General features: G+C 73.1%; 21 protein-coding genes. 8 read left to right on the top strand and 13 right to left on the bottom strand.

Translation table 11 applies throughout. The features are described from left to right. Nucleotides 1-83: 83 nt before the first annotated feature. From OG715_RS12730 to OG715_RS12720, 3 genes are read right to left on the bottom strand one after another with little or no spacing between them, the layout of a single operon-like run. Nucleotides 84-932 (bottom strand): helix-turn-helix domain-containing protein, encoded by an 849-nt coding sequence (locus OG715_RS12730; protein ID WP_266268799.1) that lies wholly within the window; start codon nucleotides 930-932, stop codon nucleotides 84-86. Nucleotides 933-957: 25 nt separating this feature from the next. Further along, on the bottom strand, nucleotides 958-1,482 hold the full coding sequence (locus tag OG715_RS12725) for a DUF6879 family protein (protein ID WP_266268798.1): 525 nt from the start codon (nucleotides 1,480-1,482) through the stop codon (nucleotides 958-960). Continuing rightward, on the bottom strand, nucleotides 1,406-1,717 hold the full coding sequence (locus OG715_RS12720; RefSeq protein WP_266268797.1) for a hypothetical protein: 312 nt from the start codon (nucleotides 1,715-1,717) through the stop codon (nucleotides 1,406-1,408). Before OG715_RS12720 ends, OG715_RS12725 begins: the two co-directional genes overlap by 77 nt. A gap of 328 nt (nucleotides 1,718-2,045) precedes the next feature. On the opposite strand from OG715_RS12720, the gene OG715_RS12715 reads away from it, so the two are divergent. Both OG715_RS12715 and OG715_RS12710 read left to right on the top strand, forming a co-directional pair. Then, a complete protein-coding gene (locus OG715_RS12715) occupies nucleotides 2,046-2,249 on the top strand; it encodes a DUF397 domain-containing protein (RefSeq protein ID WP_266268796.1) in 204 nt (67 codons plus the stop codon). A 28-nt stretch (nucleotides 2,250-2,277) separates the two neighbouring features. Further along, a complete protein-coding gene (locus OG715_RS12710; protein ID WP_266268795.1) occupies nucleotides 2,278-2,745 on the top strand; it encodes an NUDIX domain-containing protein in 468 nt (155 codons plus the stop codon). A 25-nt stretch (nucleotides 2,746-2,770) separates the two neighbouring features. Here OG715_RS12710 and OG715_RS12705 read toward each other — a convergent pair whose 3' ends face one another. Genes OG715_RS12705 through OG715_RS12695 form a run of 3 tightly spaced genes read right to left on the bottom strand, consistent with a single transcriptional unit; the run spans nucleotide 2,771 to nucleotide 6,661 of the window. Further along, on the bottom strand, nucleotides 2,771-3,247 hold the full coding sequence (locus tag OG715_RS12705; protein WP_266268794.1) for a DUF7919 family protein: 477 nt from the start codon (nucleotides 3,245-3,247) through the stop codon (nucleotides 2,771-2,773). A gap of 39 nt (nucleotides 3,248-3,286) precedes the next feature. Further along, on the bottom strand, nucleotides 3,287-5,800 hold the full coding sequence (gene hrpB, locus OG715_RS12700; protein WP_266268792.1) for an ATP-dependent helicase HrpB: 2,514 nt from the start codon (nucleotides 5,798-5,800) through the stop codon (nucleotides 3,287-3,289). A 6-nt stretch (nucleotides 5,801-5,806) separates the two neighbouring features. Continuing rightward, nucleotides 5,807-6,661, bottom strand: a complete 855-nt coding sequence (locus OG715_RS12695) for a class I SAM-dependent methyltransferase (protein WP_266268791.1) — start codon at nucleotides 6,659-6,661, stop codon at nucleotides 5,807-5,809. A 415-nt stretch (nucleotides 6,662-7,076) separates the two neighbouring features. Here OG715_RS12695 and rpsA point away from each other — a divergent pair, with 415 nt between their 5' ends. Continuing rightward, entirely contained in the window at nucleotides 7,077-8,567 is a 1,491-nt protein-coding gene (gene rpsA, locus OG715_RS12690; RefSeq protein WP_266268790.1) for a 30S ribosomal protein S1, read from the top strand. Between the two features lie 251 nt (nucleotides 8,568-8,818). Further along, on the top strand, nucleotides 8,819-11,050 hold the full coding sequence (locus OG715_RS12685) for an MMPL family transporter (RefSeq protein WP_266268789.1): 2,232 nt from the start codon (nucleotides 8,819-8,821) through the stop codon (nucleotides 11,048-11,050). A gap of 36 nt (nucleotides 11,051-11,086) precedes the next feature. On the opposite strand, the gene OG715_RS12680 is transcribed toward OG715_RS12685, so the two are convergent. Next, nucleotides 11,087-11,512: a MarR family winged helix-turn-helix transcriptional regulator gene (locus tag OG715_RS12680; protein WP_266268788.1), complete on the bottom strand. Its 426-nt coding sequence runs from the start codon at nucleotides 11,510-11,512 to the stop codon at nucleotides 11,087-11,089. Between the two features lie 61 nt (nucleotides 11,513-11,573). Here OG715_RS12680 and OG715_RS12675 point away from each other — a divergent pair, with 61 nt between their 5' ends. Together OG715_RS12675 and coaE are read left to right on the top strand one after the other, a co-directional pair. After that, complete coding sequence (locus OG715_RS12675; protein ID WP_266268787.1) at nucleotides 11,574-12,212, top strand: MBL fold metallo-hydrolase; 639 nt, start codon at nucleotides 11,574-11,576, stop codon at nucleotides 12,210-12,212. Nucleotides 12,213-12,271: 59 nt separating this feature from the next. Further along, nucleotides 12,272-12,865 (top strand): dephospho-CoA kinase, encoded by a 594-nt coding sequence (gene coaE / locus OG715_RS12670; RefSeq protein WP_266268786.1) that lies wholly within the window; start codon nucleotides 12,272-12,274, stop codon nucleotides 12,863-12,865. 68 nt (nucleotides 12,866-12,933) lie between these two features. Here coaE and OG715_RS12665 read toward each other — a convergent pair whose 3' ends face one another. Then, nucleotides 12,934-13,677 carry a CTP synthase C-terminal region-related (seleno)protein gene (locus OG715_RS12665; RefSeq protein WP_266268785.1) on the bottom strand — a complete coding sequence of 248 codons (744 nt, stop codon included), beginning with the start codon at nucleotides 13,675-13,677 and terminating at the stop codon, nucleotides 12,934-12,936. 77 nt (nucleotides 13,678-13,754) lie between these two features. Between OG715_RS12665 and OG715_RS12660 the strand changes: the two genes are divergently transcribed. Continuing rightward, nucleotides 13,755-14,669, top strand: a complete 915-nt coding sequence (locus OG715_RS12660) for a LysR family transcriptional regulator (protein WP_266268784.1) — start codon at nucleotides 13,755-13,757, stop codon at nucleotides 14,667-14,669. A gap of 13 nt (nucleotides 14,670-14,682) precedes the next feature. On the opposite strand, the gene OG715_RS12655 is transcribed toward OG715_RS12660, so the two are convergent. Together OG715_RS12655 and OG715_RS12650 are read right to left on the bottom strand one after the other, a co-directional pair. Then, nucleotides 14,683-15,090: a hypothetical protein gene (locus OG715_RS12655; protein WP_266268783.1), complete on the bottom strand. Its 408-nt coding sequence runs from the start codon at nucleotides 15,088-15,090 to the stop codon at nucleotides 14,683-14,685. A 79-nt stretch (nucleotides 15,091-15,169) separates the two neighbouring features. Next, nucleotides 15,170-16,792, bottom strand: coding sequence for an alpha/beta hydrolase (locus OG715_RS12650; protein ID WP_266268782.1), 1,623 nt, complete (start codon nucleotides 16,790-16,792; stop codon nucleotides 15,170-15,172). 389 nt (nucleotides 16,793-17,181) lie between these two features. Between OG715_RS12650 and OG715_RS12645 the strand changes: the two genes are divergently transcribed. Beyond that, the gene (locus OG715_RS12645) at nucleotides 17,182-17,652 is read left to right on the top strand and encodes an SsgA family sporulation/cell division regulator (RefSeq protein WP_266268781.1); all 471 of its coding nucleotides are present in this window, start codon (nucleotides 17,182-17,184) and stop codon (nucleotides 17,650-17,652) included. A gap of 32 nt (nucleotides 17,653-17,684) precedes the next feature. Here the strand turns inward: OG715_RS12645 and OG715_RS12640 are convergent, their stop codons facing one another. From OG715_RS12640 to OG715_RS12630, 3 genes are read right to left on the bottom strand one after another with little or no spacing between them, the layout of a single operon-like run. Beyond that, the gene (locus OG715_RS12640) at nucleotides 17,685-18,017 is read right to left on the bottom strand and encodes a hypothetical protein (protein WP_266268780.1); all 333 of its coding nucleotides are present in this window, start codon (nucleotides 18,015-18,017) and stop codon (nucleotides 17,685-17,687) included. 58 nt (nucleotides 18,018-18,075) lie between these two features. Then, complete coding sequence (locus tag OG715_RS12635; protein WP_266268778.1) at nucleotides 18,076-19,092, bottom strand: prenyltransferase/squalene oxidase repeat-containing protein; 1,017 nt, start codon at nucleotides 19,090-19,092, stop codon at nucleotides 18,076-18,078. A gap of 14 nt (nucleotides 19,093-19,106) precedes the next feature. Then, nucleotides 19,107-19,436: a hypothetical protein gene (locus tag OG715_RS12630; protein WP_266268777.1), complete on the bottom strand. Its 330-nt coding sequence runs from the start codon at nucleotides 19,434-19,436 to the stop codon at nucleotides 19,107-19,109. Nucleotides 19,437-19,459 lie beyond the last annotated feature (23 nt).

The raw sequence follows: 19,459 nt of genomic DNA, 5'->3' as shown, positions 1-19,459 counted from the left end.
GGCTACGGGGCGGGTGGGAGCAGCAACCACGGTACGGAGAGGCGTGGGACGACTCCCACGGAGTTGCGGATGGTTGCGGAGATTCACCCGAGGGCGTCGATCGCCGAGGCGATGAGGGCGCCGGCCTCCCGGCCGTAGGCCGCGAACTCCTGAAGTTCGCCGAAGGTTTCGAGGTATTCGCCGACTTCGTGCGGGCTGGTGACCCGGACGCGGGCGGTGACCAGTTCGACCTCGACCAGGCGGTCATCGACGACGTGGAAGGTCTCCACCGGCCAGATGGTCCGCTCGGCGGTGAAGGGGATGATGCCGAGGCTGACCCGGGGAAGCGCCTTGATCGAGAGCAATCGGGCCAACTGGTCAGCCATGACAGCCGGTTCGGCGATCCGGTAGCGGAGGACGGACTCCTCGACCAGGCAGACGATGCGGTGGTTGCCCTCGTGCATGGCCCCGGTGCTCAGCATCCGCTGGGCGACCGCCTGTTCGAGGTCGTCGGGCGAACTCGCCCGATCGGCGAACCGGGAGAGGATCGCCGCGGCGTAGCCGGGGGTCTGGAGCATGCCGGGAACGACGTCCGAGGAGTAGAAGCGCAGAAGGCGCGAGTCCCGGTAGGAATGGGTGTAGGTCTCCTGGAGCTGTTGGAGGCCGGCGCGTTGGAGGCGCTTCCACTCCACGTACATCGATGCGACCGAACGCGAGGCCGCGATCAGTGCGGGGATGCGGTCCTCCGCTCCGCAGGCCGCGCACCAGGCCCGGATGTCGCTGTCGGAGGGAGCCGATTCACCCTTCTGGATGCGGGTGGTCTTCGCCGGGTGCCAGCCGCACCGCGCGGACAGCTCACGGCCGGTGAGCCCTGCGTCCCTACGCAGGTCCTGGAGCCTGTCGGCCAGAGCCTGACGGGCGGTTTGGGCAGCTGAGGACGGAGAGGAGGCCATGAACTGTCCGCGATGGTCCGAGTGGTCAGACGATGTACCGGTCGTGCGGGACGCCGCGCCCCCAGACGGTCTCGAATGCGGCGGAGGCCATCTTCACCACGGCCGGATCCTCGGTGTACTCGTGCCCGGCCCAGTTGCCGTCGCCGGTGAACCAGTGGAAGAGAAGCAGGCGGTCGTCGATCAGCCACAGGTCATTGCCGGGCAGCGGGATGTCCGAGGCGAGGCGTCGGGGGAGCCACCGCACGTGCTCGCCCGCAGCGAGGTTCACCGGGGTCAGTGCGTGCTCCCACCGGATGTAGTCGGTCACTGGCTCCGACACGATCCGGGCCCGGCGCATCACCACGCCACGGCCGACGGTCTCTCGAACGAGTGGCACCCAGCCGGACCAGCCTTCGGAATCCGGGTCCAGATCGACCGAGCCGACCTGCTTGAACTCCTCGAACTCGGCTGCCTCGTCGGCGACGCCGTAGACGTCACGCATCTCCAGATGGACGGCCGTCCGCCGTGCTCCCTTCAACAGGGCGGAAAAGTCCGGCACGTTCTGCGTCATCGCACGCCTTTCGCAGGATCGGGATCATTCGCAGGGGGACGCGGACGACGGTTTCGTGCTCAGGGATGCCCCTCCCGTGGCCGGGCACCCACTCGGTCCTGTGGATACGGGCCTCAAGAGCGGCGCCCGCCTTCCAACCCTGGATCACGAGCTCGTTCGCCTCGTCCTCGATCCACACGGTCGGCGAGCCTCCGGACTTGCTCTCGGGGTCGATCCCTGCAAAATCCAGCGCCATGGTGGTCTCCTGGGTCCGGCTGTGTTGAGGGTAGCCGTCGCGGTACACACGGTGAAGTCGGGGATGGGGCACGTCAACGGCGCACGGTCGCGCGAGAGGCGCGAATCGAGTGATCAAGGACTGCCTTCGATCCTGCGGCGGTGAGGTGTCGTGAGCAGGAAGTCGGGTGGATCGACTTCCTGCGCGGGGCTCGGACGAGGCCCTCTGGAGCGGGAATCCGAGGTCCTGGCCGGGTGGGCCGGACAGTACGATCGCTTTCAGGTCGACGCCCTCGTGCGGCTGGACAGCGCGGCCATGGTCCGGGAGGCACGGAGGGACTGCGAACGGCATGCACTGTGACCAACCGGCCCGCGCCGCGTGGCGAAAGAGCTCCTGCAGCAACGGGCAGGGCGGGTGTGTCGAGGTCGACGACTCGCGCCCCGGTGCGGTGCGCGACTCCAAGGACCCTCATGGCCCCGCACTCGTCTTCCCGGCGGAGGCGTGGCAGTCGTTCGTGCGGGCCGTTCGCTCCGGCGAGTTCGGCGACATCTGACCGATCCGAGTGACGGAGGCGGTGCATCATGCCCAGGCGTGACTACGAGGACGACCCGAACGCCCCCGAGGCCAACTCCCTCGTCCCGGCAGCTTCCGTCGTCGTGGTCGACGACGCGGGCCGGGTTCTGCTCCAGCGGCGTACCGACAATGGGAAGTGGGCCCTGCCCGGCGGCCAAATGGACATCGGTGAGTCGATCGCCGGGTGCGGTGTCCGCGAGACGCGGGAGGAGACCGGCAGCGACATCGAGATCACCGGGATCGTCGGCACCTACACCGACCCCCGCCACGTCTTCGCGTACGACGACGGCGAGGTACGGCAGGAGTTCTCGATCTGCCTCCTCGGGCGCCCGCTGGGCGGGGAGTTGCGGGTGTCCGACGAGTCCCACGAGGTGGCGTGGTTCACCCCGGCCGAGACGGACGGGCTGCCGATGGTGTCGAACATCCGCAGGCGGCTGGCCGACTGGCGTTCCGGGGCGATCCCCGTGGTGCGGTAGCCGATCCGATCCGGGTGATCCCGCCTCACTCCAGCATGCGTTCCGCGTCCTCGGGAACCCACGGGAACGGGACGTCGGGCCACCGTGCGGCGGCCCAGGCATCGAGGTCGACGGCCAGAACGGCGTCGATGAAGACCTGCGGCGGCCGGTAGCCGTGAACGGTGATGTAGTGGGTGATCAGGAACGGAGCCGCGTAGGTGATGCCGGCCTCCCCCGGGATCCGCACTTCGCCGTTCCCTTCGGGCGCCACTTCCTCGGGGCACAGGTCGCAGTCGTGGACGCCGAGGCAGACGTTCATCCACTGGACCTGCTGGACGGCTTGCAGCTTCTCCAGGAAGTGGGTGGGAACCGGCCCGGTCGAGTACGGCTTGTCGGCTTGCAGCCAGCCGACGTTCAAGCGGGTGTATGTCGGCCGGTACCAGAGTGCGTAGAAGCCCGACTCGCTGTCCGTGAACGAGTCGGTGTCCCGGTAGTCGTACTTGCTGAGATCTTCGTAGAACACCCGGAGAGTATCGTCGCTTCCTCCCGCCGATCCCTGCTGTTATTTCCTGGCGTTGGTGCGCTTGGTCGGCTCGGCGGTGGTCGGGTCCTCGGGCCAGGGGTGGCGGGGGTAGCGGCCCCTGAGATCCGCTCGGACGGCGTGGTAGCCGTTCTTCCAGAAGCCCTCCAGGTCACCGGTGATGGCGGCGGGGCGGCCGGCGGGGGAGAGGAGCTGCACGGTGAGCGGGACCCTCCCGCCGGCCAATGAAGGGGCGGCCTTCCAGCCGAACAGCTCCTGCAACTTGACGGCCAACACGGGCCGTTCGGTGCTGTAGTCGACCCGTATCTTCGATCCGCTGGGCACGGTGATGCGTTCGGGGGCCAGCTCGTCCAAACGCCCGGCCTGGCCGCTCGCCCAGGGGAGCAGGCGTTGCAGGGCGTCCGTCGTGCTGATCCTTGCCAGGTCGGCGCGGCGGCGGGCGCGGGACAGTTCGGGTTCCAGCCACTCCTCGGCGCGTTCGAGCAGCGCCTCGTCGCTGACGTCCGGCCACGGGTCGCCGATCGCCGCGTGGAGGAAGGCGAGGCGTTCGCGGAGGTTGGACGGGAAGGTCAGCAGGGCGCTGACGCCCTCGCGGGTGAGGCCCTCGACGACGGCCGCGCGGACCAGGGCGCGATCGGGGCGGGCCAGCGGCTTCTCGGCGAGTTCGATGGCGCCGAGGGACTCCACCCGGCGGGCGGTGACCTCGTCGCGCCGGGTGTCCCAGTGGACCTCCTCGCGCACGGTCAGCAGCGACGCGCCCGCGAGCAGTGCGGTGTCCTCGTCGAGCGCGGCCGCGTGCAGCACCCGGGCCGAGTGCGACCCCGCCGGGCGGTCGGCCGCCGCGACGGCGAGCCAGGGAAGGGTGCCGAGCCGGGTGTCGCGGGAGAGTTCGGCGGCCGTGCCCGAGGCCATCAGGTACGGGCTGCGCTCGCCCGGCTCCGGCCGCTCGACCCTCGCCCGGGCGATGCGTTCCGGGAACGCCAGGGCGACGACGAGGCCGACGGCGGTGGCGTCGGGCAGTCGGGTGGCGGGTTCGTCCGAGGTGGCGCGCTGCAGGCGGCGGACTTCGTCGCGCCAGCGCCCGGCGTAGGGGTCGGTGCCCGAACGAACCCCGCGCCACACCGCCGCGAGGTCGTCCCCCAGCGTGCGCGGTGGTTCCTCGGAGAGCAGGGCGACCACCTCGGCCGCCCGGCGGGCGCCCACGGCGGGCGCGCCGTCGACCAGTGCCCGCCCCAGTCGCGGGTGCAGCCCGGTGCGGGCGAGCCGCACGCCGCGCTCGGTCGCCCGGCCGTCGGACGAAACCGCGCCGAGGGCGAGCAGGGTCTCCCGGGCGGCGGCCATCGCCCCGGCGGGCGGGGCGTCGGGCAGGGCGAGCCCGGTGGCGTCCGGGTCGCCCCAGCAGGCCACCTGGAGGGCGAACGGGGTGAGGTCGGCGAGCGCGATCTCGGGGGTGGGGAAGCGGGCGGCGCGGGCGTCCTCGGCCTCGTGCCAGCAGCGGTAGGCGGTGCCGGGCGCCTCGCGGCCCGCGCGGCCGGCGCGCTGGCGGGCGGCGGCGAGCGAGGCGCGCACGGTGACCAGGGCGGCGAGGCCCCGGGCGTGGTCGGTGCGCGGCTCCCGGGCGAGTCCGGCGTCGACCACGATCCGCACGCCGGGCACGGTGAGGGAGGATTCGGCGACGGCGGTGGCGAGGACGACGCGACGCCCCGACGAAGGGGTGAGCGCCGCGTCCTGGACGGCCTGCGGCGCGCGCCCGTGCAACTGGAGCACCTCGGCCGGGACCCCGGCCAACTGCCCGGCGACCCGGGCGATCTCGCCGACGCCGGGCAGGAAGCAGAGCACGTCCCCGTCCCGCTCGCCCAGGGCCCGCCGGACCACCGCCGCGACGTGGTCGAGCAGTGCGAAGTCCACCCGGGTGCCGTGCGCGGGCCGGACGGCGCGCGGCGGCGGCGCCCACACCACCTCGACCGGGTGCGAGACGCCGTGCGCCTCGACCACCGGCGCGTCGTCCAGGAGTTCGGCCCAGGCCGCGGTGTCGGAGGTGGCGGAGGCGCAGACGATCCGCAGTTCGGGCCGCAGGGCGGCGCGGACGTCGAGCAGGAAGGCGAGCGCGGTGTCGGCGTCCAGGTGCCGTTCGTGGCACTCGTCGAGCACGACGACGTCGACGCCGGGCAGTTCCTGGTCGCGCTGGAGGCGTTGCAGCAGGACGCCGGTGGTGACGACCTCGACCACGGTCTCCGGGCCGACGCGCCGCTCGCCGCGCACGGTGTACCCGACCTCGCGGCCCACGGAGGAGCCGAGCAGCCAGGCCATCCGCCGGGCGGCGGCCCGGACGGCGAGCCGGCGCGGTTCGGCGACCAGCACCCGGCGCGCGGGCCGGCCGTCGGCGAGCAGCCCGGCCAGGGCGAGCGGCACCAGGGTGGTCTTGCCGGTGCCGGGCGGCGCGGCGAGGACGGCGGTGCCCGGTCCGTCCAGCGCCGCGTGCAGCGCGGGCAGGGCGGTGCGGACGGGCAGGTCGCGCCAGGTGGGGTTCAGCAAGCGGGCTCAGCCCCGCTCGGCGACGAAGATCGCGGTGCCGGGGATGAGCCGCCCGCGCAGCGGTGACCAGCCGCCCCAGTCCTGCTCGTGTCCTTCCGGCCACTCCGGTTCGACGAGGTCGACCAGCCGGAACCCGGCGGTGACGAGTTCGCGGACCCGGTCCCCGATCGTGCGGTGGTGCTCGACGTAGGTGGCGCGGCCCTGCTCGTCCTCCTCGACGTAGGGGGTGCGGTCGAAGTAGGAGGAGACGGCGGTGAGCCCCTCGACGCCGGGTTCGTCGGGGAAGGCCCAGCGGATCGGGTGGGTGACCGAGAAGACCCAGCGCCCGCCCGGCCGCAGCACCCGGTGCACCTCGCGCATCAGGGCCGAGGTGTCGGCGCTGAACGGCACGGCGCCGTAGGCGGAGCAGGCGAGGTCGAAGGCGGCGTCGGCGAACGGCAGGACGGCGGCGTCGGCCTGGACGACGGGCACGGGGGCGACGCCGCGGGCGAGGTCGATCCGGCGGGAGTGCTGGAGCTGGCGGTAGGAGATGTCGAGGGCGACCGGGCGGGCGCCGCGGGCGGCCAGCCAGCGCGAGCACTGGGCGGCGCCGGCGCCGATCTCCAGCACGGTGCGGCCGGCGGTGTCGCCGAGCAGGCGGGCGTCGGCCTCGTCGAGGCCCTCGGGGCACCAGGTGAAGCGGTCGTCGCCGAGGAACTCGCCGTGCTCGTCCTGGTACTCGTCGGCGTTGCGGTCCCACCAGTGGCGGCTGGCGCGGCTGCTCTCGCCGACGCCGGCGGACCTCCTTACCGCGTCGTCGCCGTCCTCGTCAAGATCGTTGGGGTCGGGGAGGGGGGTGCCGGTCACGGTGAGAAGGCCCATCGCGTAGGGTGTCGTCTGCGGAAGCGCCGCTGTCGCGATCCGGTCCGAGAGGTCCGGGATCCCGGCGGTGGCATCCGGGGAAGGGGTCCCTCCAGCCGCCACCCTTGCGGTGCGCAATCGGAGGATATGGCCTGTTCCATGCCGGGCTCCACCGTCTTGCCGTTGTTGGCGTTGACCGTGCCTGGCCGTCCCCGTATGCTACAAGTTGCGCTGCGGGCCTGCGCGCCTCGGACGGAGCAGGTCGCGCTCGCATCTGTCGAAGACCCCACGGTCGCAAGACGGACGCCGATTCTCCCGTTCCACGGGATTCCCGGTGCTCCGTTTTCTTGGCTGTCCGGCTTTCGGTGGGAGCGATACGGGCCCTCCGCGTGGCATTACCTACGACTTTCATGTCCGCACCGGAGCCCTTTTCCTAATGACGAGCCCCACCGACTCCTCCCTCAGCACCACCCCGCAGGTCGCGCTCAACGACATCGGCGACGCCGAGGCGTTCCTGGCCGCGATTGACGAGACCATCAAGTACTTCAACGATGGCGACATCGTCGAGGGCGTCATCGTGAAGGTCGACCGTGACGAGGTCCTCCTCGACATCGGTTACAAGACCGAGGGCGTCATCCCGTCCCGCGAGCTGTCGATCAAGCACGACGTCGACCCGCACGAGGTCGTCGCCGTCGGCGACAACATCGAGGCCCTGGTTCTCCAGAAGGAGGACAAGGAGGGTCGTCTCATCCTGTCCAAGAAGCGCGCTCAGTACGAGCGTGCCTGGGGCACGATCGAGAAGATCAAGGAAGAGGACGGGATCGTCACCGGTACCGTCATCGAGGTCGTCAAGGGTGGTCTCATCCTCGACATCGGCCTCCGTGGCTTCCTGCCGGCCTCGCTCGTCGAGATGCGCCGCGTCCGCGACCTCCAGCCCTACGTGGGCAAGGAGCTCGAGGCCAAGATCATCGAGCTGGACAAGAACCGCAACAACGTGGTCCTGTCCCGCCGTGCCTGGCTGGAGCAGACCCAGAGCGAGGTCCGCCAGACCTTCCTCACCACCCTGCAGAAGGGCCAGGTGCGCTCCGGCGTCGTCTCCTCGATCGTCAACTTCGGTGCCTTCGTGGACCTGGGTGGCGTCGACGGCCTGGTGCACGTCTCCGAGCTGTCCTGGAAGCACATCGACCACCCGTCCGAGGTTGTCGAGGTCGGCCAGGAGGTCACCGTCGAGGTTCTCGACGTTGACATGGACCGCGAGCGCGTCTCCCTGTCGCTGAAGGCGACCCAGGAGGACCCGTGGCAGCAGTTCGCCCGTACCCACCAGATCGGCCAGGTCGTTCCGGGTAAGGTCACCAAGCTGGTTCCGTTCGGTGCGTTCGTCCGCGTGGACGAGGGCATCGAGGGTCTGGTCCACATCTCCGAGCTGGCCGAGCGCCACGTCGAGATCCCGGAGCAGGTCGTCCAGGTCGGCGACGAGATCTTCGTCAAGGTCATCGACATCGACCTCGAGCGTCGCCGCATCAGCCTCTCGCTGAAGCAGGCCAACGAGGCGCTGGGTGCCAACCCGGCCGAGGTCGAGTTCGACCCGACCCTCTACGGCATGGCCGCGTCGTACGACGACCAGGGCAACTACATCTACCCGGAGGGCTTCGACCCCGAGGCGAACGACTGGCTGTCCGGCTTCGAGAAGCAGCGCGAGGAGTGGGAGCGGCAGTACGCCGAGGCCCAGAGCCGCTTCGAGCAGCACCAGGCCCAGGTCATCAAGAGCCGCGAGGCCGACGCGGAGGCCGCTGCCGAGGGTGGCGACGCCGTCGCCGCCGCGGCCGGTGGCTCCTACTCGTCCAGCAGCGACGAGGGCTCGGGCGCCCTGGCCTCGGACGAGGCCCTGGCCGCCCTGCGCGAGAAGCTGGCCGGTGGCCAGAGCTGAAGCTCTGACCCCTGCTGAGGCTGATTAGCGCTTGGCGTCATCGATGGACCCCGCTCGGTTTCCGAGCGGGGTCCATTGTTTTTCGGCCTTCATTATTTATTCCTTATGAGCCGTATTTTTGTGATTAGGGGCTCATCGGATGCCTATGGGTGATTCGGGACCTAGGACCTACCTTGGGATGAGTTGCCCGATGGGTCGCTCACCCGGCCCCACACGCTAGGCACCCCACGCATATGCGCCGTCGCTCTGCCGTGACCCCCGCTTCCCCCCTCCTGTCCGACGCCCCTGCGTCCGCCGACCCCCGGGTCGCCGGACGTCTCGCCGCCCTCGGCCGGTTCTGCTACCGGCAGCGGCGCTGGGTACTCGGTTTCTGGGCGGTCGTCCTGGTCATAGGCGTGCTGATCGGCGGACGGGTCTTCGAGGGCACGGTGGCCGGCGCCTCCTCCGCCTCCGCCGAGTCGGACCGGGGCAGCGCCGTCGTCGCCGCCGCCGACCCGGCCCGGGGCACCGTCACCGCCGTGGTGGACGGCCGGCCCGTGGACGACGCGGCGGTCCGCGACGCCGTCACCCGGGCCACCGCCGAGATCGCGGCCCTGCCCGGCGTCTCCTCGGCCGTCGACGCCTACGGCCCCGGCCCGGGCGCCGAGGCGCTCCGCTCGGCCGACGGCACCGCGAGTGCGGTCTCGGTACGGATGGCGGACAGCAGCACCTCCGCGCAGTCCACCGCCGTGACCCAGCGGCTGGCCGCGATCCAGCCCGAGGTCCAGCCCGGTGGCGGAAAGGTGACCGTCGGCGGGGACCTCGTGCTCCAGGACGAGGTCAAGAAGCAGACCGAGAAGGACACCCGCTTCGGCGAGATCGTGACCCTGCCGCTCACCCTGATCGTGATGGTCCTGGTGTTCGGCGGCCTGGCCGCGGCGAGCCTGCCGGTGATCGGCGCCGTCGCCTCGGTGGGCGGGGCACTGCTGGCCATGTTCGGCTTCAGCAAGATCATGGACATCGACACCAGCGTGCTGCCGATCGCCACCGTGCTGGGGCTCGGACTGTCGATCGACTACGCGCTGCTCATGGTGAATCGTTTCCGCGAGGAACGCGGCCACGGAGCGTCGATCTCCGCCGCCGTGGAGCGGACCGCCGCCACCGCCGGGCGCACCGTCGCCTTCTCCGGACTCACCGTCGCCGTCGCCCTGTCCGGGCTGTTCGTCTTCACCAGCCCGGTGCTCGGGGCGGTCGCCGCGGCCGGGGTGAGCGTCGTGGTGATCGCGGTGGCCGCCGCGCTGACGCTGGTGCCCGCGCTGCTCGGCTTCGCCGGGCGCCGGATCAGGACGCCCACCGCGCCCGTCCCCGACGAGGGCTTCTTCAGCCGGACCGTGCGCCGGGTCCGCAAGCGGGCCGTGCTCGTCGCGCTGGTCTGCACCGGGGTGCTGATGGCCGCCGGGGCGCCGTTCCTGCACGCCGAGATGCGCAACTCCGGCGCCGCCGTACTGCCCGCCTCCTCGGCCGGCCGACAGGTCGCCGAGACGATCGACCAGCGCTTCCCGCAGGCCTCGGCCGCCCCGATCACGGTGGTGGTGCAGAGCGGCGCGACGGTCGCCCAGGCCTACGCGGACGACGTGGTGGCCGGGCTGCCCGGCGTCAGCGGGGTGCGGGCCGTCACCCCCGTGAGCGACACCGTCTCCACCATTGACGTCCTGGTGCACGGCGATCCGCAGGGCGGGGAGGCCAAGCAGGTCGTCAAGGAGCTGCGCGCGGACCGGGGCGGGCTGACCACCCAGGTGACCGGCGGGGCGGCCTCGGTGGTCGACTTCCAGGACGAACTGCTCACCCGGGGGCCGATCGCGCTCGGCCTGGTCGCCCTCGGCACGCTGATCCTGCTCTTCCTGATGACCGGCTCGGTGGTGATGCCGGTCAAGGCCCTGCTGATGAACCTGCTCTCGCTGGGCGCCTCGCTCGGCGCGCTGACCCTGGTCTTCCAGGACGGCTGGTTCAGCGGTCTGCTCGGCTTCAGTCCGACCGGCGGGCTGGAGACCTTCATCCCGGTCCTGGTGTTCGCCTTCGCCTTCGGGCTGTCGATGGACTACGAGGTCTTCCTGCTGGCCCGGATCAAGGAGCTGCGGGACAAGGGCCACAGCTGCACCCGGGCGGTGGAGCTGGGCGTCCAGCGCAGCGGTCGGATCATCACCTCGGCGGCGCTGCTGATGGTGATCGTCTTCGCCGGCTTCGCCCTCGGCGACATGCTGATGGTCAAGCAGATGGGCATCGCGCTGGCGGTCGCCGTGGCGGTCGACGCGACCCTGGTCCGCTGTCTGCTGGTGCCGGCCGCGATGAGCTTCTTCGGCGAGTTCAACTGGTGGGCGCCGCGCCCGCTGCGGCGGCTGCACGACCGGTTCGGGCTGAGCGAGCACGTCGAGCTGCCGGAGCTGGCCCCGGCCGTGCTGCCGACGCAGCGTCCGGCGGAGGAACTGGTCGGCACGGCCTCGTAGGGCCTGCCTCCTGGATTCTGTCGGGCCCGGGGCCGGTCAGGGCAGGCGGCGGAGCAGGGCGACGGCGGAACGCAGGGTCTCGCGCTCGTCGGAGCTGAGGCGGGCCTCGATCGCCGCGGCGATCCGGGCCTCGCGGCGGGCGCGCTGCTCGTGCAGGGCGGTGCGGCCGGCCTCGGTGGCGGTGACCAGCAGCTTGCGGCGGTCGGTGGTGTGCGGCTGCTGGGTGACCAGACCGGCCTCGGTGAGCAGCGCGACCGTACGGGCCATCGACTGGTGCCGGACGCGTTGCAGGGCGGCCAGCTCGGCGACGGTGCAGGCGCGGTCGTCGCGGACCAGCAGACCGAGTACGCCGGCCTGGTTCTGCGGCAGCGTGTCGTCGGGGCGCAGTGCGCGGACCAGTTCGCCGATGGCGCTGCGCAGGTCGGCGGCGAGTTCGAGGGTCTCGGGGTGCGGGCTGTTCACGGGAGAAGCCTACCTCGCGAATCTACAGCAGAACTGTGCAGTTCTGCTGTATGTTCTGCCTATGCGGATCACCAAGTTCGGACATGCCTGTGTACGCCTCGAACACGGGGGGACGACCGTGGTCGTCGACCCCGGATCGTTCACCGACCCCGCCGCCCTGTCCGGCGCGGACGCCGTCCTGATCACCCACGAGCACGTCGACCACTTCGAGGAGGCCCGGCTGCGGGCCGCCCTGGAGGCGGATCCGGAGCTGCGGGTGTGGACCAACGCGGACGTGGCCGGGAAGCTGGACGGGGTCGCCCGGCGGGTGACGGCGGTCGGCGAGGGCGATGCCTTCGACGTCGGCGGGATCCCGGTCTCGGTGCACGGCGAGTGGCACGCGGTGATCCATCCGGACATCCCACTGGTGCGGAACATCGGCTTCCTCTTCGGTGGGCGACTGTTCCACCCGGGTGACGCCCTGCTCGTCCCGCCGGGTCCGGTGGACACCCTGCTGCTGCCGATCGCCGCGCCGTGGACCAAGGTCGGCGAGCTGGTCGACTACGTCCGGGAGACCGGGGCGCGGCAGGCGGTGCCGGTGCACGACGCGGTGCTCAGCCCGGTCGGCCTGGCCGTGCACACCCGGCTGCTCGGCCCGGGCGGACCCGGCGGCGCGGAGCTGCGCACCCTGGGCGAGGGCGAGAGCCTCGACCTGGGGTGAGCGGGTGGGGGAGCGGCCCGGGGTGACGGGAGGGCGGTGCGCGCCGGTAGCCTGACGCCATGCTGAAGATCGGACTGACGGGCGGCATCGGCGCGGGCAAGAGCGAGGTGTCGCGGCTGCTCGCCGCCCGCGGCGCGGTGATCGTGGACTCCGATGTGATCGCCCGCGAGGTGGTCGCCCCCGGGACGCCCGGCCTCGCCGCCGTGGCCGCCGAGTTCGGCCCGGACGTGCTCGCGGCGGACGGTTCGCTGGACCGGCCCGCCCTCGGCGCGGTCGTCTTCGCCGACCCGGACCGGCTGAAGGCGCTGAACGCGATCGTCCACCCGCTGGTCCGGGCGCGGTCCGCCGAGCTGGAGTCGGCGGCCGCGCCGGACGCGGTGGTGGTGCACGACGTGCCGCTGCTGGCCGAGAACGGGCTCGGCCCGCTGTACGACCTGGTGGTCGTGGTCGACGCGGCGGACGAGGTGCGGATCGAGCGGCTGGTCCGACTGCGCGGTATGACCGAGGACGAGGCCCGGGCCCGGATGGCCGCCCAGGCGAGCCGGGCGGACCGGCTGGCGATCGCCGATCTGGTGATCGACAACAGCGGCCCGTTGACGGAGCTGGCCCCCCGGGTCGACGAGGCGTGGGAGCGGCTGACCGCGCGTCGCTGACCGGGCATCCCCGGCTGCCCGTCCCCGACCGCCCGTCGACCCGGGGCCGCGCCGCCGGGCGGTTCGGTTCAGGCCGCGGCGGCGTGGGCCACGGCCGCGGCCGCGAAGGCCCGGATCATCGGGTGCGCCCGGGTGCCGTCCCCGGCGAGCTCCGGCTGGAACAGCGAGGCCAGGAAGAACGGGTGGACCTGCTCCGGCAGCTCCAGGATCCGCAGCTCGCCCGCGTCGTCCGTGGCCGTGAACCGCAGACCGCCCGCGCGCAGCCGTTCCAGATAGTCGTCGTTCAGCCCGTACGCGCAGTGGTACCGCTCCAGGGTGCGCGGCGCGCCGAGCACCCGTTCGGCCAGCGAACCGGGAGTCGGGCGGACGGCTCCCTCGTGCCCCACCAGGGAGCAGCTGAGCGGCACGATCACCCGGTCCGCCTCCTCCGGATTGCTCTCGCCGTGCGCGGCGCCGTCGATGCCGCAGACGTTCCGGGCGTACTCCAGCACCGCGTGCTGGAAGCCGGCGCAGGTGCCGAGGAAGGGGATGCGCCGTTCGCGGGCGGTGCGGACGGCGGCGACCGCGCCGTCCTCGCTGCGGTACGGGCTGCCGGGCAGCAGCCAGACCGCGTCGAAGCCGTCGAGCGCGCCGGGGGCCGCGGCGTCCTCGGTGGGGATCCAGTAGGCGTCCAGGACGAGCTGCTCGCGGGTGGCGAGCGCGTCGAGCAGCCCCGGGATGCGGGCGTGCGAGCGGACGGCGGCCGAGCGGTCGCCGACCAGGGCCAGACGGGAGGTGGGGCGGGATGCGGGGCGGGAGGCGGGATGCGTCATGCGGTTATCCTGACCGCCGACGCGGCATCAGCGCCAACGATGATTCCTTACCCCTCGATCAGTGGATGTGATGGCAGATGGAGCCGCAGCAGCTGCGCACCTTCGTCACGGTGGCCCGGCTGGGCTCGTTCTCCGAGGCGGCCCGTGAACTCGGCTACACCCAGTCCGCCGTCTCCCAGCAGATCGCGGCGCTGGAGGCGGACCTCGGCACGGCCGTGCTCCACCGCCGCCCGGTCGGGCCGACGGGTGCCGGCGAACGGTTGCTGGAGCACGCCTCCGCGTTGCTGCTGAGGATCGATGCGGCGCGCGCCGACATCGCGCGCCTGGCGGGTGCCGCGAGCGCCCGTCTCACGGTCGGGGCCACCCCGCTGGCGGTCGGGGCGGAACTGGGGCGCACGCTCGCCGAGGTGCGCCGGGCGTATCCGGGGGTGGACCTGACGGTGCGGGTGGTCGCCCAGGACGTGCTGCCCGCCGAGGTCGCCACCGGCGCGGTCGACCTCGCGCTCGTCGACGGCCCGGCCGCGCCCAGTGACCCGCTCCCGCTGCCCGACGTCGGCCCGCTCGCGACCGTCGCCGTCGCCGAACAGCCGCTCGTCGTGGCGCTGCCGGCCGGCCACCCGCTAGCCGGGCGCTCCGGCCTGGCGCTCGCGGACCTGTCCGCCGCCCACTGGCTGGACGCCCCGGGCCTCGCCCCGACCGCCGCCCGGCTGAGCGCCGCCACCGGCGTCGAGGGCTACCGGCCCGCGGCCCGCTACCTGGGCACCGATGTGCGGGGGCTGCTCGCCCTGGTCGCGGCCGGGCACGGGCTGGCGCTGCTGCCCGCGGGCGCCCTGGCCGGAGTGCCGGAGGTGGCGGCGGTGCCGGTCCGGGCTCCCCGGCTGGTGCACCGGACGGAGCTGGTGCACGGCGCGCTGCCGGAGGGGCCCGCCGCGCTGCTGGCCCGGCTCCTGGCGGGGGAGCAGGTGCGCGGGGCATCCGGTCCGTCGGCGTGACGGCTCGGGTGCCTCAGCCGACGATGCGGGCGCCGGGACAGCAGGGCCCCTCGAAGCTGTAGCACACGTAGCGCAGGCAGCCGAGGCAGACCGAGATGTTCTCCAGTCGCCAACTCTGGCCGTGGCAGGCGCAGTCGGCCCGTTCGCGCAGCAGCAGGTCCCAGCCGTCGGCACCGCCGTTGGCGGCGAAGGCCGCGGCGATGTACGCCGCAGTCGCCCGGTCGTCCTCGGTGGTGCCGCGTCGTGCGGCGTCCAGGTGCCAGCAGTAGAGGGCGAGCAACGGCCGCCCGTCGACCAGGCGGTAGCGGGCCCGGCCGTCGTCCTCCCAGTCCCGGACCAGCCGGGCGACCCGTTCGGGGAACGGTCGCGCGGGGTCGAGGAGGCGGCGGTTTCCCTGCGGCGGTGGCGGCTCGGCGGTCATGTGGTCCCCTTTCCGGGGCCCACGGTAGGGTGTCACGTTGCTAAGTCACCGGCCGGGGTGGGGTGTTGAGGGGCGGCCCTCAGGTGCAGGTGGTGCCCTCGGCCGGCACCCGGTCGGCCAGCAGGTACTGGTCGACGGCCTGCTTGAGGCAGGCGTTGCCGGAGTCGTAGCCGCCGTGGCCCTGGCCCTGGAGGGTGACCTGGACCCCGACGCCCGCGCCGAGTTGCCGCGCCATCGCCCCGGCGCCCTCGTACGGGGTGGCCGGATCGCCGGTGTTGCCGATGACGACGATCGGCGCCGAGCCGGGGGCGGACACCTCGGGGAGGTCGGCGCTGCCCTGGACCGGCCAGCCGTTGCAGGAGGTCAGGCCCCAGGCGGTGAAGTCGCCGAACACCGGCGAGGCCTGGCGGAACGTGGGCAGCAGCGCCTGGACGTCGGTGGCGGTGTAGCGAGACCTGTCGTCGGCGCAGCTGATCGCCCGGTTGGCGGCGGACTGGTTGCTGTAGTGGCCCTGCTGGTCGCGGCCGCTGTAGGCGTCGGCGAGCGCGAGCAGGGTGGTGCCGGTTCGGTTCTGCATCGCCTCCTGCAGGCCGACGGAGAGGGCGTTCCAGGAGTTCTGGTTGTAGAGCGCGGCGGCGATGCCGGTGACCGCGAGGTCCTGGGTCAGTACGCGGGGGCCGTCGGTGGGCAGTGGGGCGGAGTCGAGCGAGGCCAGCAGGTCGGTGATCCGCCGGGTGCCGTCGTCACCGCCCTGGCCGGTCGGGCAGGACGGCCCGGCCTGGGCGGCGCACGCCTTCATGAAGTTCTCCAGGGCGAGTTGGAAGCCCTTCGCCTGGCCGAGCGCGCTCTGCTCCGGGTCCTTGGTCGGGTCGACGACGGCGTCCATCACCAGGTGGCCGACGTTGCCCGGGTACTGGTGGGCGTAGACGCCGCCGAGTTCGGTGCCGTAGGAGATGCCGAAGTAGTGCAGCTTCGCGTCGCCGAGCACCTGGCGCATCAGGTCGAGGTCGCGGGCGGCCGAGACGGTGTCGACGTGCGGCAGGACGGTGCCGGAGTTCTTCTCGCAGGCGGCGGTGTAACCGGTGTTGGCCGCGTCGAGGGCGGTGGTCTCGGCCTGGTCGTCGGGCGTGCCGTCGACGGCGGCGGAGGCGTCCGTGGCCGCGTCGTCCAGGCACCGCACGGTCGCGCTGTTGCCGACCCCGCGCGGGTCGAAGCTCACCAGGTCGTAGCGGGCGTTGAGGTCGGCGTAGTCCTTGGAGAGGGCGGGGAGGGTGACGACGCCGGAGCCGCCGGGGCCGCCGAAGTTGTAGATCAGCGAGCCGATCCGGGGCTGCCCGCCGGTACCGGTGGCCACGGCCCGGATCAGGGCCAGGTCGATGGTCTGCCCGTCCGGCTTGCCGTAGTCCAGCGGGGCCTTGAGCGTGGCGCACTCCCAGGGCGCGCCCGGGGCCGAGCCGTCGCCGCCCTGGGCGGTGGACGGCGCCGGGCAGGGCTGCCAGCCGAGCTGCTGGCCGGTGAGGGAGGCCGGCAGCGGCGGGACGGCCGGGGTGGTGGAGGCCGTAGGAGCAGTGGGTGCGGCGGTGGCGGTGGACGGCCCCGACGTCGCGGCGCCGGTGCCGGAGCCGCTCTCGCAGGCGGCCGTGGCGGTGGCCAGGACCGCGGCGAGGCCGAGGGCCCCGGCGCCGCGTACGACAGGGTGCATGGGGGTGGTCCGTTCCTGGGGTCGCGGCGAGGGCGGGTCGGGGCAGGTCAAAATCTGGGCAGGTCAGGGTCGGGTCGGGGCAGGGCGAGGTCGGGGTGCGGCGGCGGGGTGCGGCGGGGGTGCCGGGGGCTGCTGCGGCGTCAGCCTAGGGACGGGGCGTGCCCCGGTGCGCCGCGACGCGCCGTCGGCTGCGGCCGTGCGGGTGGTCCTCCGCGGAGGGAGCGGCGGCGAGAGGGGCGGGAGGAGCGGCGGCAGGAGGGGTTGCCGAAGCCCGGGTGGCTCGTTGTTCCTGCCGTGAGCCCTGACCTTTCCGCCCGTGGCGGTTGTGAAGAAACGATCCTGCATGCCCGCGTCGCTGTTCCGGCGGTGCGCACCACCCGGAGGCGGTCATGACGTACGACATCCCGCGCGTCCCCGCGCAGTACGCCCCCGGTGACGGCTGCGAGGTCGCCCTCGACCTCCGGGTCGCCGTCTGCCCCGGTCTGACCGTCTCCGTCGCGGCCCGGCTGCGGTACCTCACCGCCGACCCCTACGCCGTCTTCCTGGACAACCACACCGACCTCGCCACGCCCATCACCTGGGTGTTCGCCCGCGACCTGCTGGCCACCGGGGTGCACGGCTGGTCCGGGATCGGCAGCGTCTCGGTCCACCCCGGCGTGGACGAGCGGAGCGACTCCGTCTTCATCACCCTCACCGGCGAGGGGAGCAGCGTCGTCCTGCGGGCTCCCGCCGAGCCGGTCCGGGCCTTCCTCGCCCGCACCGAGAGCCTGGTCCCGATCGGCCAGGAGCGCACCCATCTCGACTTGGACGGCCTGCTGCGGCGGCTGTCCGAGGGCGGCGCCGCCTCGCCGGGGCCGTGAGGCGACGGGCGTGCTGCCGCTTGCCGGGCGCGCTACCGCCGCTCCGCGCCCCCGACGGTGTGCAGGCGCTCGAACACGTCCAGCGGGAGGCCGGGGTAGCGGACGCCGGTCAGGGCGTGGTGCGCGCTGCGGTTGCCGTCGACGAGTTCGCCCAGCAGGGCGGCCGGCTGCCGGTGGCGTCCGGCGGCCAGGGGCGCCACCAGCGCGTTGTGGCGGGCGACGGCGGGGGAGGCGTGCAGCTCGAACACCGAGCTGAGCACCGCCTCCCGGGCGTGCCAGGAGGCATCCCGGTTGCACCCGCAGCGGGTGAGCGCCTCCGCCGGCAGGGCAGCCGCCGGCGCCGGGGCGCCCGGGTCCGCCCGCACGTCCCGGTAGGGCGCGAGCAGGGCCGGGACCGGTGCGGTCCCCCGCGCCCGCCTGCGGTCACCGTCGCTCGGCGGTCTCCGGACGCAGCGCGCGGACCGCGAACAGCGTGGTGAGGTGTGCCGAGCCGAAGTACAGCGGCAGCCGCCCGGTGCGGAAGTAGCCGCCGGCCGGCCAGGAGCCGTCCGCGAGCTGGGTGTCGGCCAACCGGCGGCGCAGCTCGGTCAGTTCGGCCGTATCGCCCGCGTACTCGCCGGCGAGTACCAACAGTGCCACCGAGAGCGGCGTGTCAGCGATCTGGGTGGTCACGTGCCCGACCGCCCGCCGTACCGGCTCGGCGAGTTCCGGCACGACGCTGGAGGCCCGGGCGGCGGCGTGCAGGAAGGCTTCCGGGGCGGCGTAGTTGAGGGTGCCGGTGCGGGGGCCGTTGAGGTGCTCGACCACGTAGCGGAGCGTCGCCTCGGCCGCCGGGTGCGGCAGCCGGCCGACGGCGCCCGGGAGGTGCAGGGCGAACAGGACGTTGGCGGCGGCGACGGCGTCGTAGCGGCGCCCGCGGGCGGGGCTGCTGTCGCAGTCCTCCCAGTAGGCCGGTATCGGACCGTCGTCCGGGCCTATCTGGGTGTCGAGCAACTCGCGTGCCAGGTCGTCGAGTTCGGCCGGTGCGAGCAGCCCGTGCCGGGCCAGTCCGGCGGCCGCGACGGCGGTGCTGTCGGTGTCGGCGGGGATCGGTCGACCGGGCGGGAAGATGCGGTAGCGCCGCACCGCCGGCTCGCGGTACCTGGCGACCTGTGGTGCCAGTGCGGCGACCAGTTCGCGTTCCTCGGCGCGCCCGGAGCCGGGCCGCAGCAGGGCGAGCCCCCACATCGCGGAGAGGCCCTCGTCGTCCGGGTCGAGCCCGAGGTCCTCCCCGTGCGTGACGAGCAGGTGGCGGCGCGCCTCGGCGCCGCTGAGCGGCCTGCGTAGCTCCGGGTCGGCGCCGGGCCGGGCGGACGGCAGTCCGGCGGGCCCCAACGCCCGGTGGAGGAAGCCCAGTCCGCGCCCGACGGCGTCGTCCCACGGCGTTTCGTCGGCGGACATCGCGTCCCGTCCCCTCATCGCTGCCGGCCGGCGGATCGGCCGACCGGCCCCCGCCCCTGTCCACCCTCCTTCCTGCCCGGTCGTGGCGCCCGCATGCCTCGGTCGGCGAGCGGCCTGCGGAACAGGGCGGTGAGCAGCACGGGCAGGCCGAAGAGCGGGGACGCGGGCTCCTGCGGGACCATCGGGCGGATCTCCAGCTCACTGAACCCGGCGAAGATCCACCGGAGTTCGTCAGGGGTGAAGGCCAGTCCGCCGTCCAGCCAGCCGCTGCGGTACAGCGCGGCGTCCGGCAGCTGGCCGCCGTCGAGCCGCGCGGCGAGGTCCTCGTCCGGCTTGTCCGGCAAGGGAGGTTCGGGCGGGCCGCCGG

It is taken from the genome of Kitasatospora purpeofusca (assembly GCF_036010405.1).
Lineage (GTDB): Bacteria > Actinomycetota > Actinomycetes > Streptomycetales > Streptomycetaceae > Kitasatospora > Kitasatospora purpeofusca.
The sequence above is the reverse complement of the archived record's forward strand: the minus strand, read 5'-3'. Positions and strand labels throughout refer to the sequence as shown.

Bases quoted from the DNA above. Each gene is read 5' to 3' on its own strand.
- OG715_RS12730 (WP_266268799.1), bottom strand. From the start codon at position 932: ATGGCCTCCTCTCCGTCCTCAGCTGCCCAAACCGCCCGTCAGGCTCTG.
- OG715_RS12725 (WP_266268798.1), bottom strand. From the start codon at position 1,482: ATGACGCAGAACGTGCCGGACTTTTCCGCCCTGTTGAAGGGAGCACGG.
- OG715_RS12720 (WP_266268797.1), bottom strand. From the start codon at position 1,717: ATGGCGCTGGATTTTGCAGGGATCGACCCCGAGAGCAAGTCCGGAGGC.
- OG715_RS12715 (WP_266268796.1), top strand. From the start codon at position 2,046: ATGCACTGTGACCAACCGGCCCGCGCCGCGTGGCGAAAGAGCTCCTGC.
- OG715_RS12710 (WP_266268795.1), top strand. From the start codon at position 2,278: ATGCCCAGGCGTGACTACGAGGACGACCCGAACGCCCCCGAGGCCAAC.
- OG715_RS12695 (WP_266268791.1), bottom strand. From the start codon at position 6,661: ATGGGCCTTCTCACCGTGACCGGCACCCCCCTCCCCGACCCCAACGAT.
- rpsA (WP_266268790.1), top strand. From the start codon at position 7,077: ATGACGAGCCCCACCGACTCCTCCCTCAGCACCACCCCGCAGGTCGCG.
- OG715_RS12675 (WP_266268787.1), top strand. From the start codon at position 11,574: ATGCGGATCACCAAGTTCGGACATGCCTGTGTACGCCTCGAACACGGG.
- coaE (WP_266268786.1), top strand. From the start codon at position 12,272: ATGCTGAAGATCGGACTGACGGGCGGCATCGGCGCGGGCAAGAGCGAG.
- OG715_RS12665 (WP_266268785.1), bottom strand. From the start codon at position 13,677: ATGACGCATCCCGCCTCCCGCCCCGCATCCCGCCCCACCTCCCGTCTG.
- OG715_RS12660 (WP_266268784.1), top strand. From the start codon at position 13,755: ATGGAGCCGCAGCAGCTGCGCACCTTCGTCACGGTGGCCCGGCTGGGC.
- OG715_RS12655 (WP_266268783.1), bottom strand. From the start codon at position 15,090: ATGACCGCCGAGCCGCCACCGCCGCAGGGAAACCGCCGCCTCCTCGAC.
- OG715_RS12650 (WP_266268782.1), bottom strand. From the start codon at position 16,792: ATGCACCCTGTCGTACGCGGCGCCGGGGCCCTCGGCCTCGCCGCGGTC.
- OG715_RS12645 (WP_266268781.1), top strand. From the start codon at position 17,182: ATGACGTACGACATCCCGCGCGTCCCCGCGCAGTACGCCCCCGGTGAC.
- OG715_RS12635 (WP_266268778.1), bottom strand. From the start codon at position 19,092: ATGTCCGCCGACGAAACGCCGTGGGACGACGCCGTCGGGCGCGGACTG.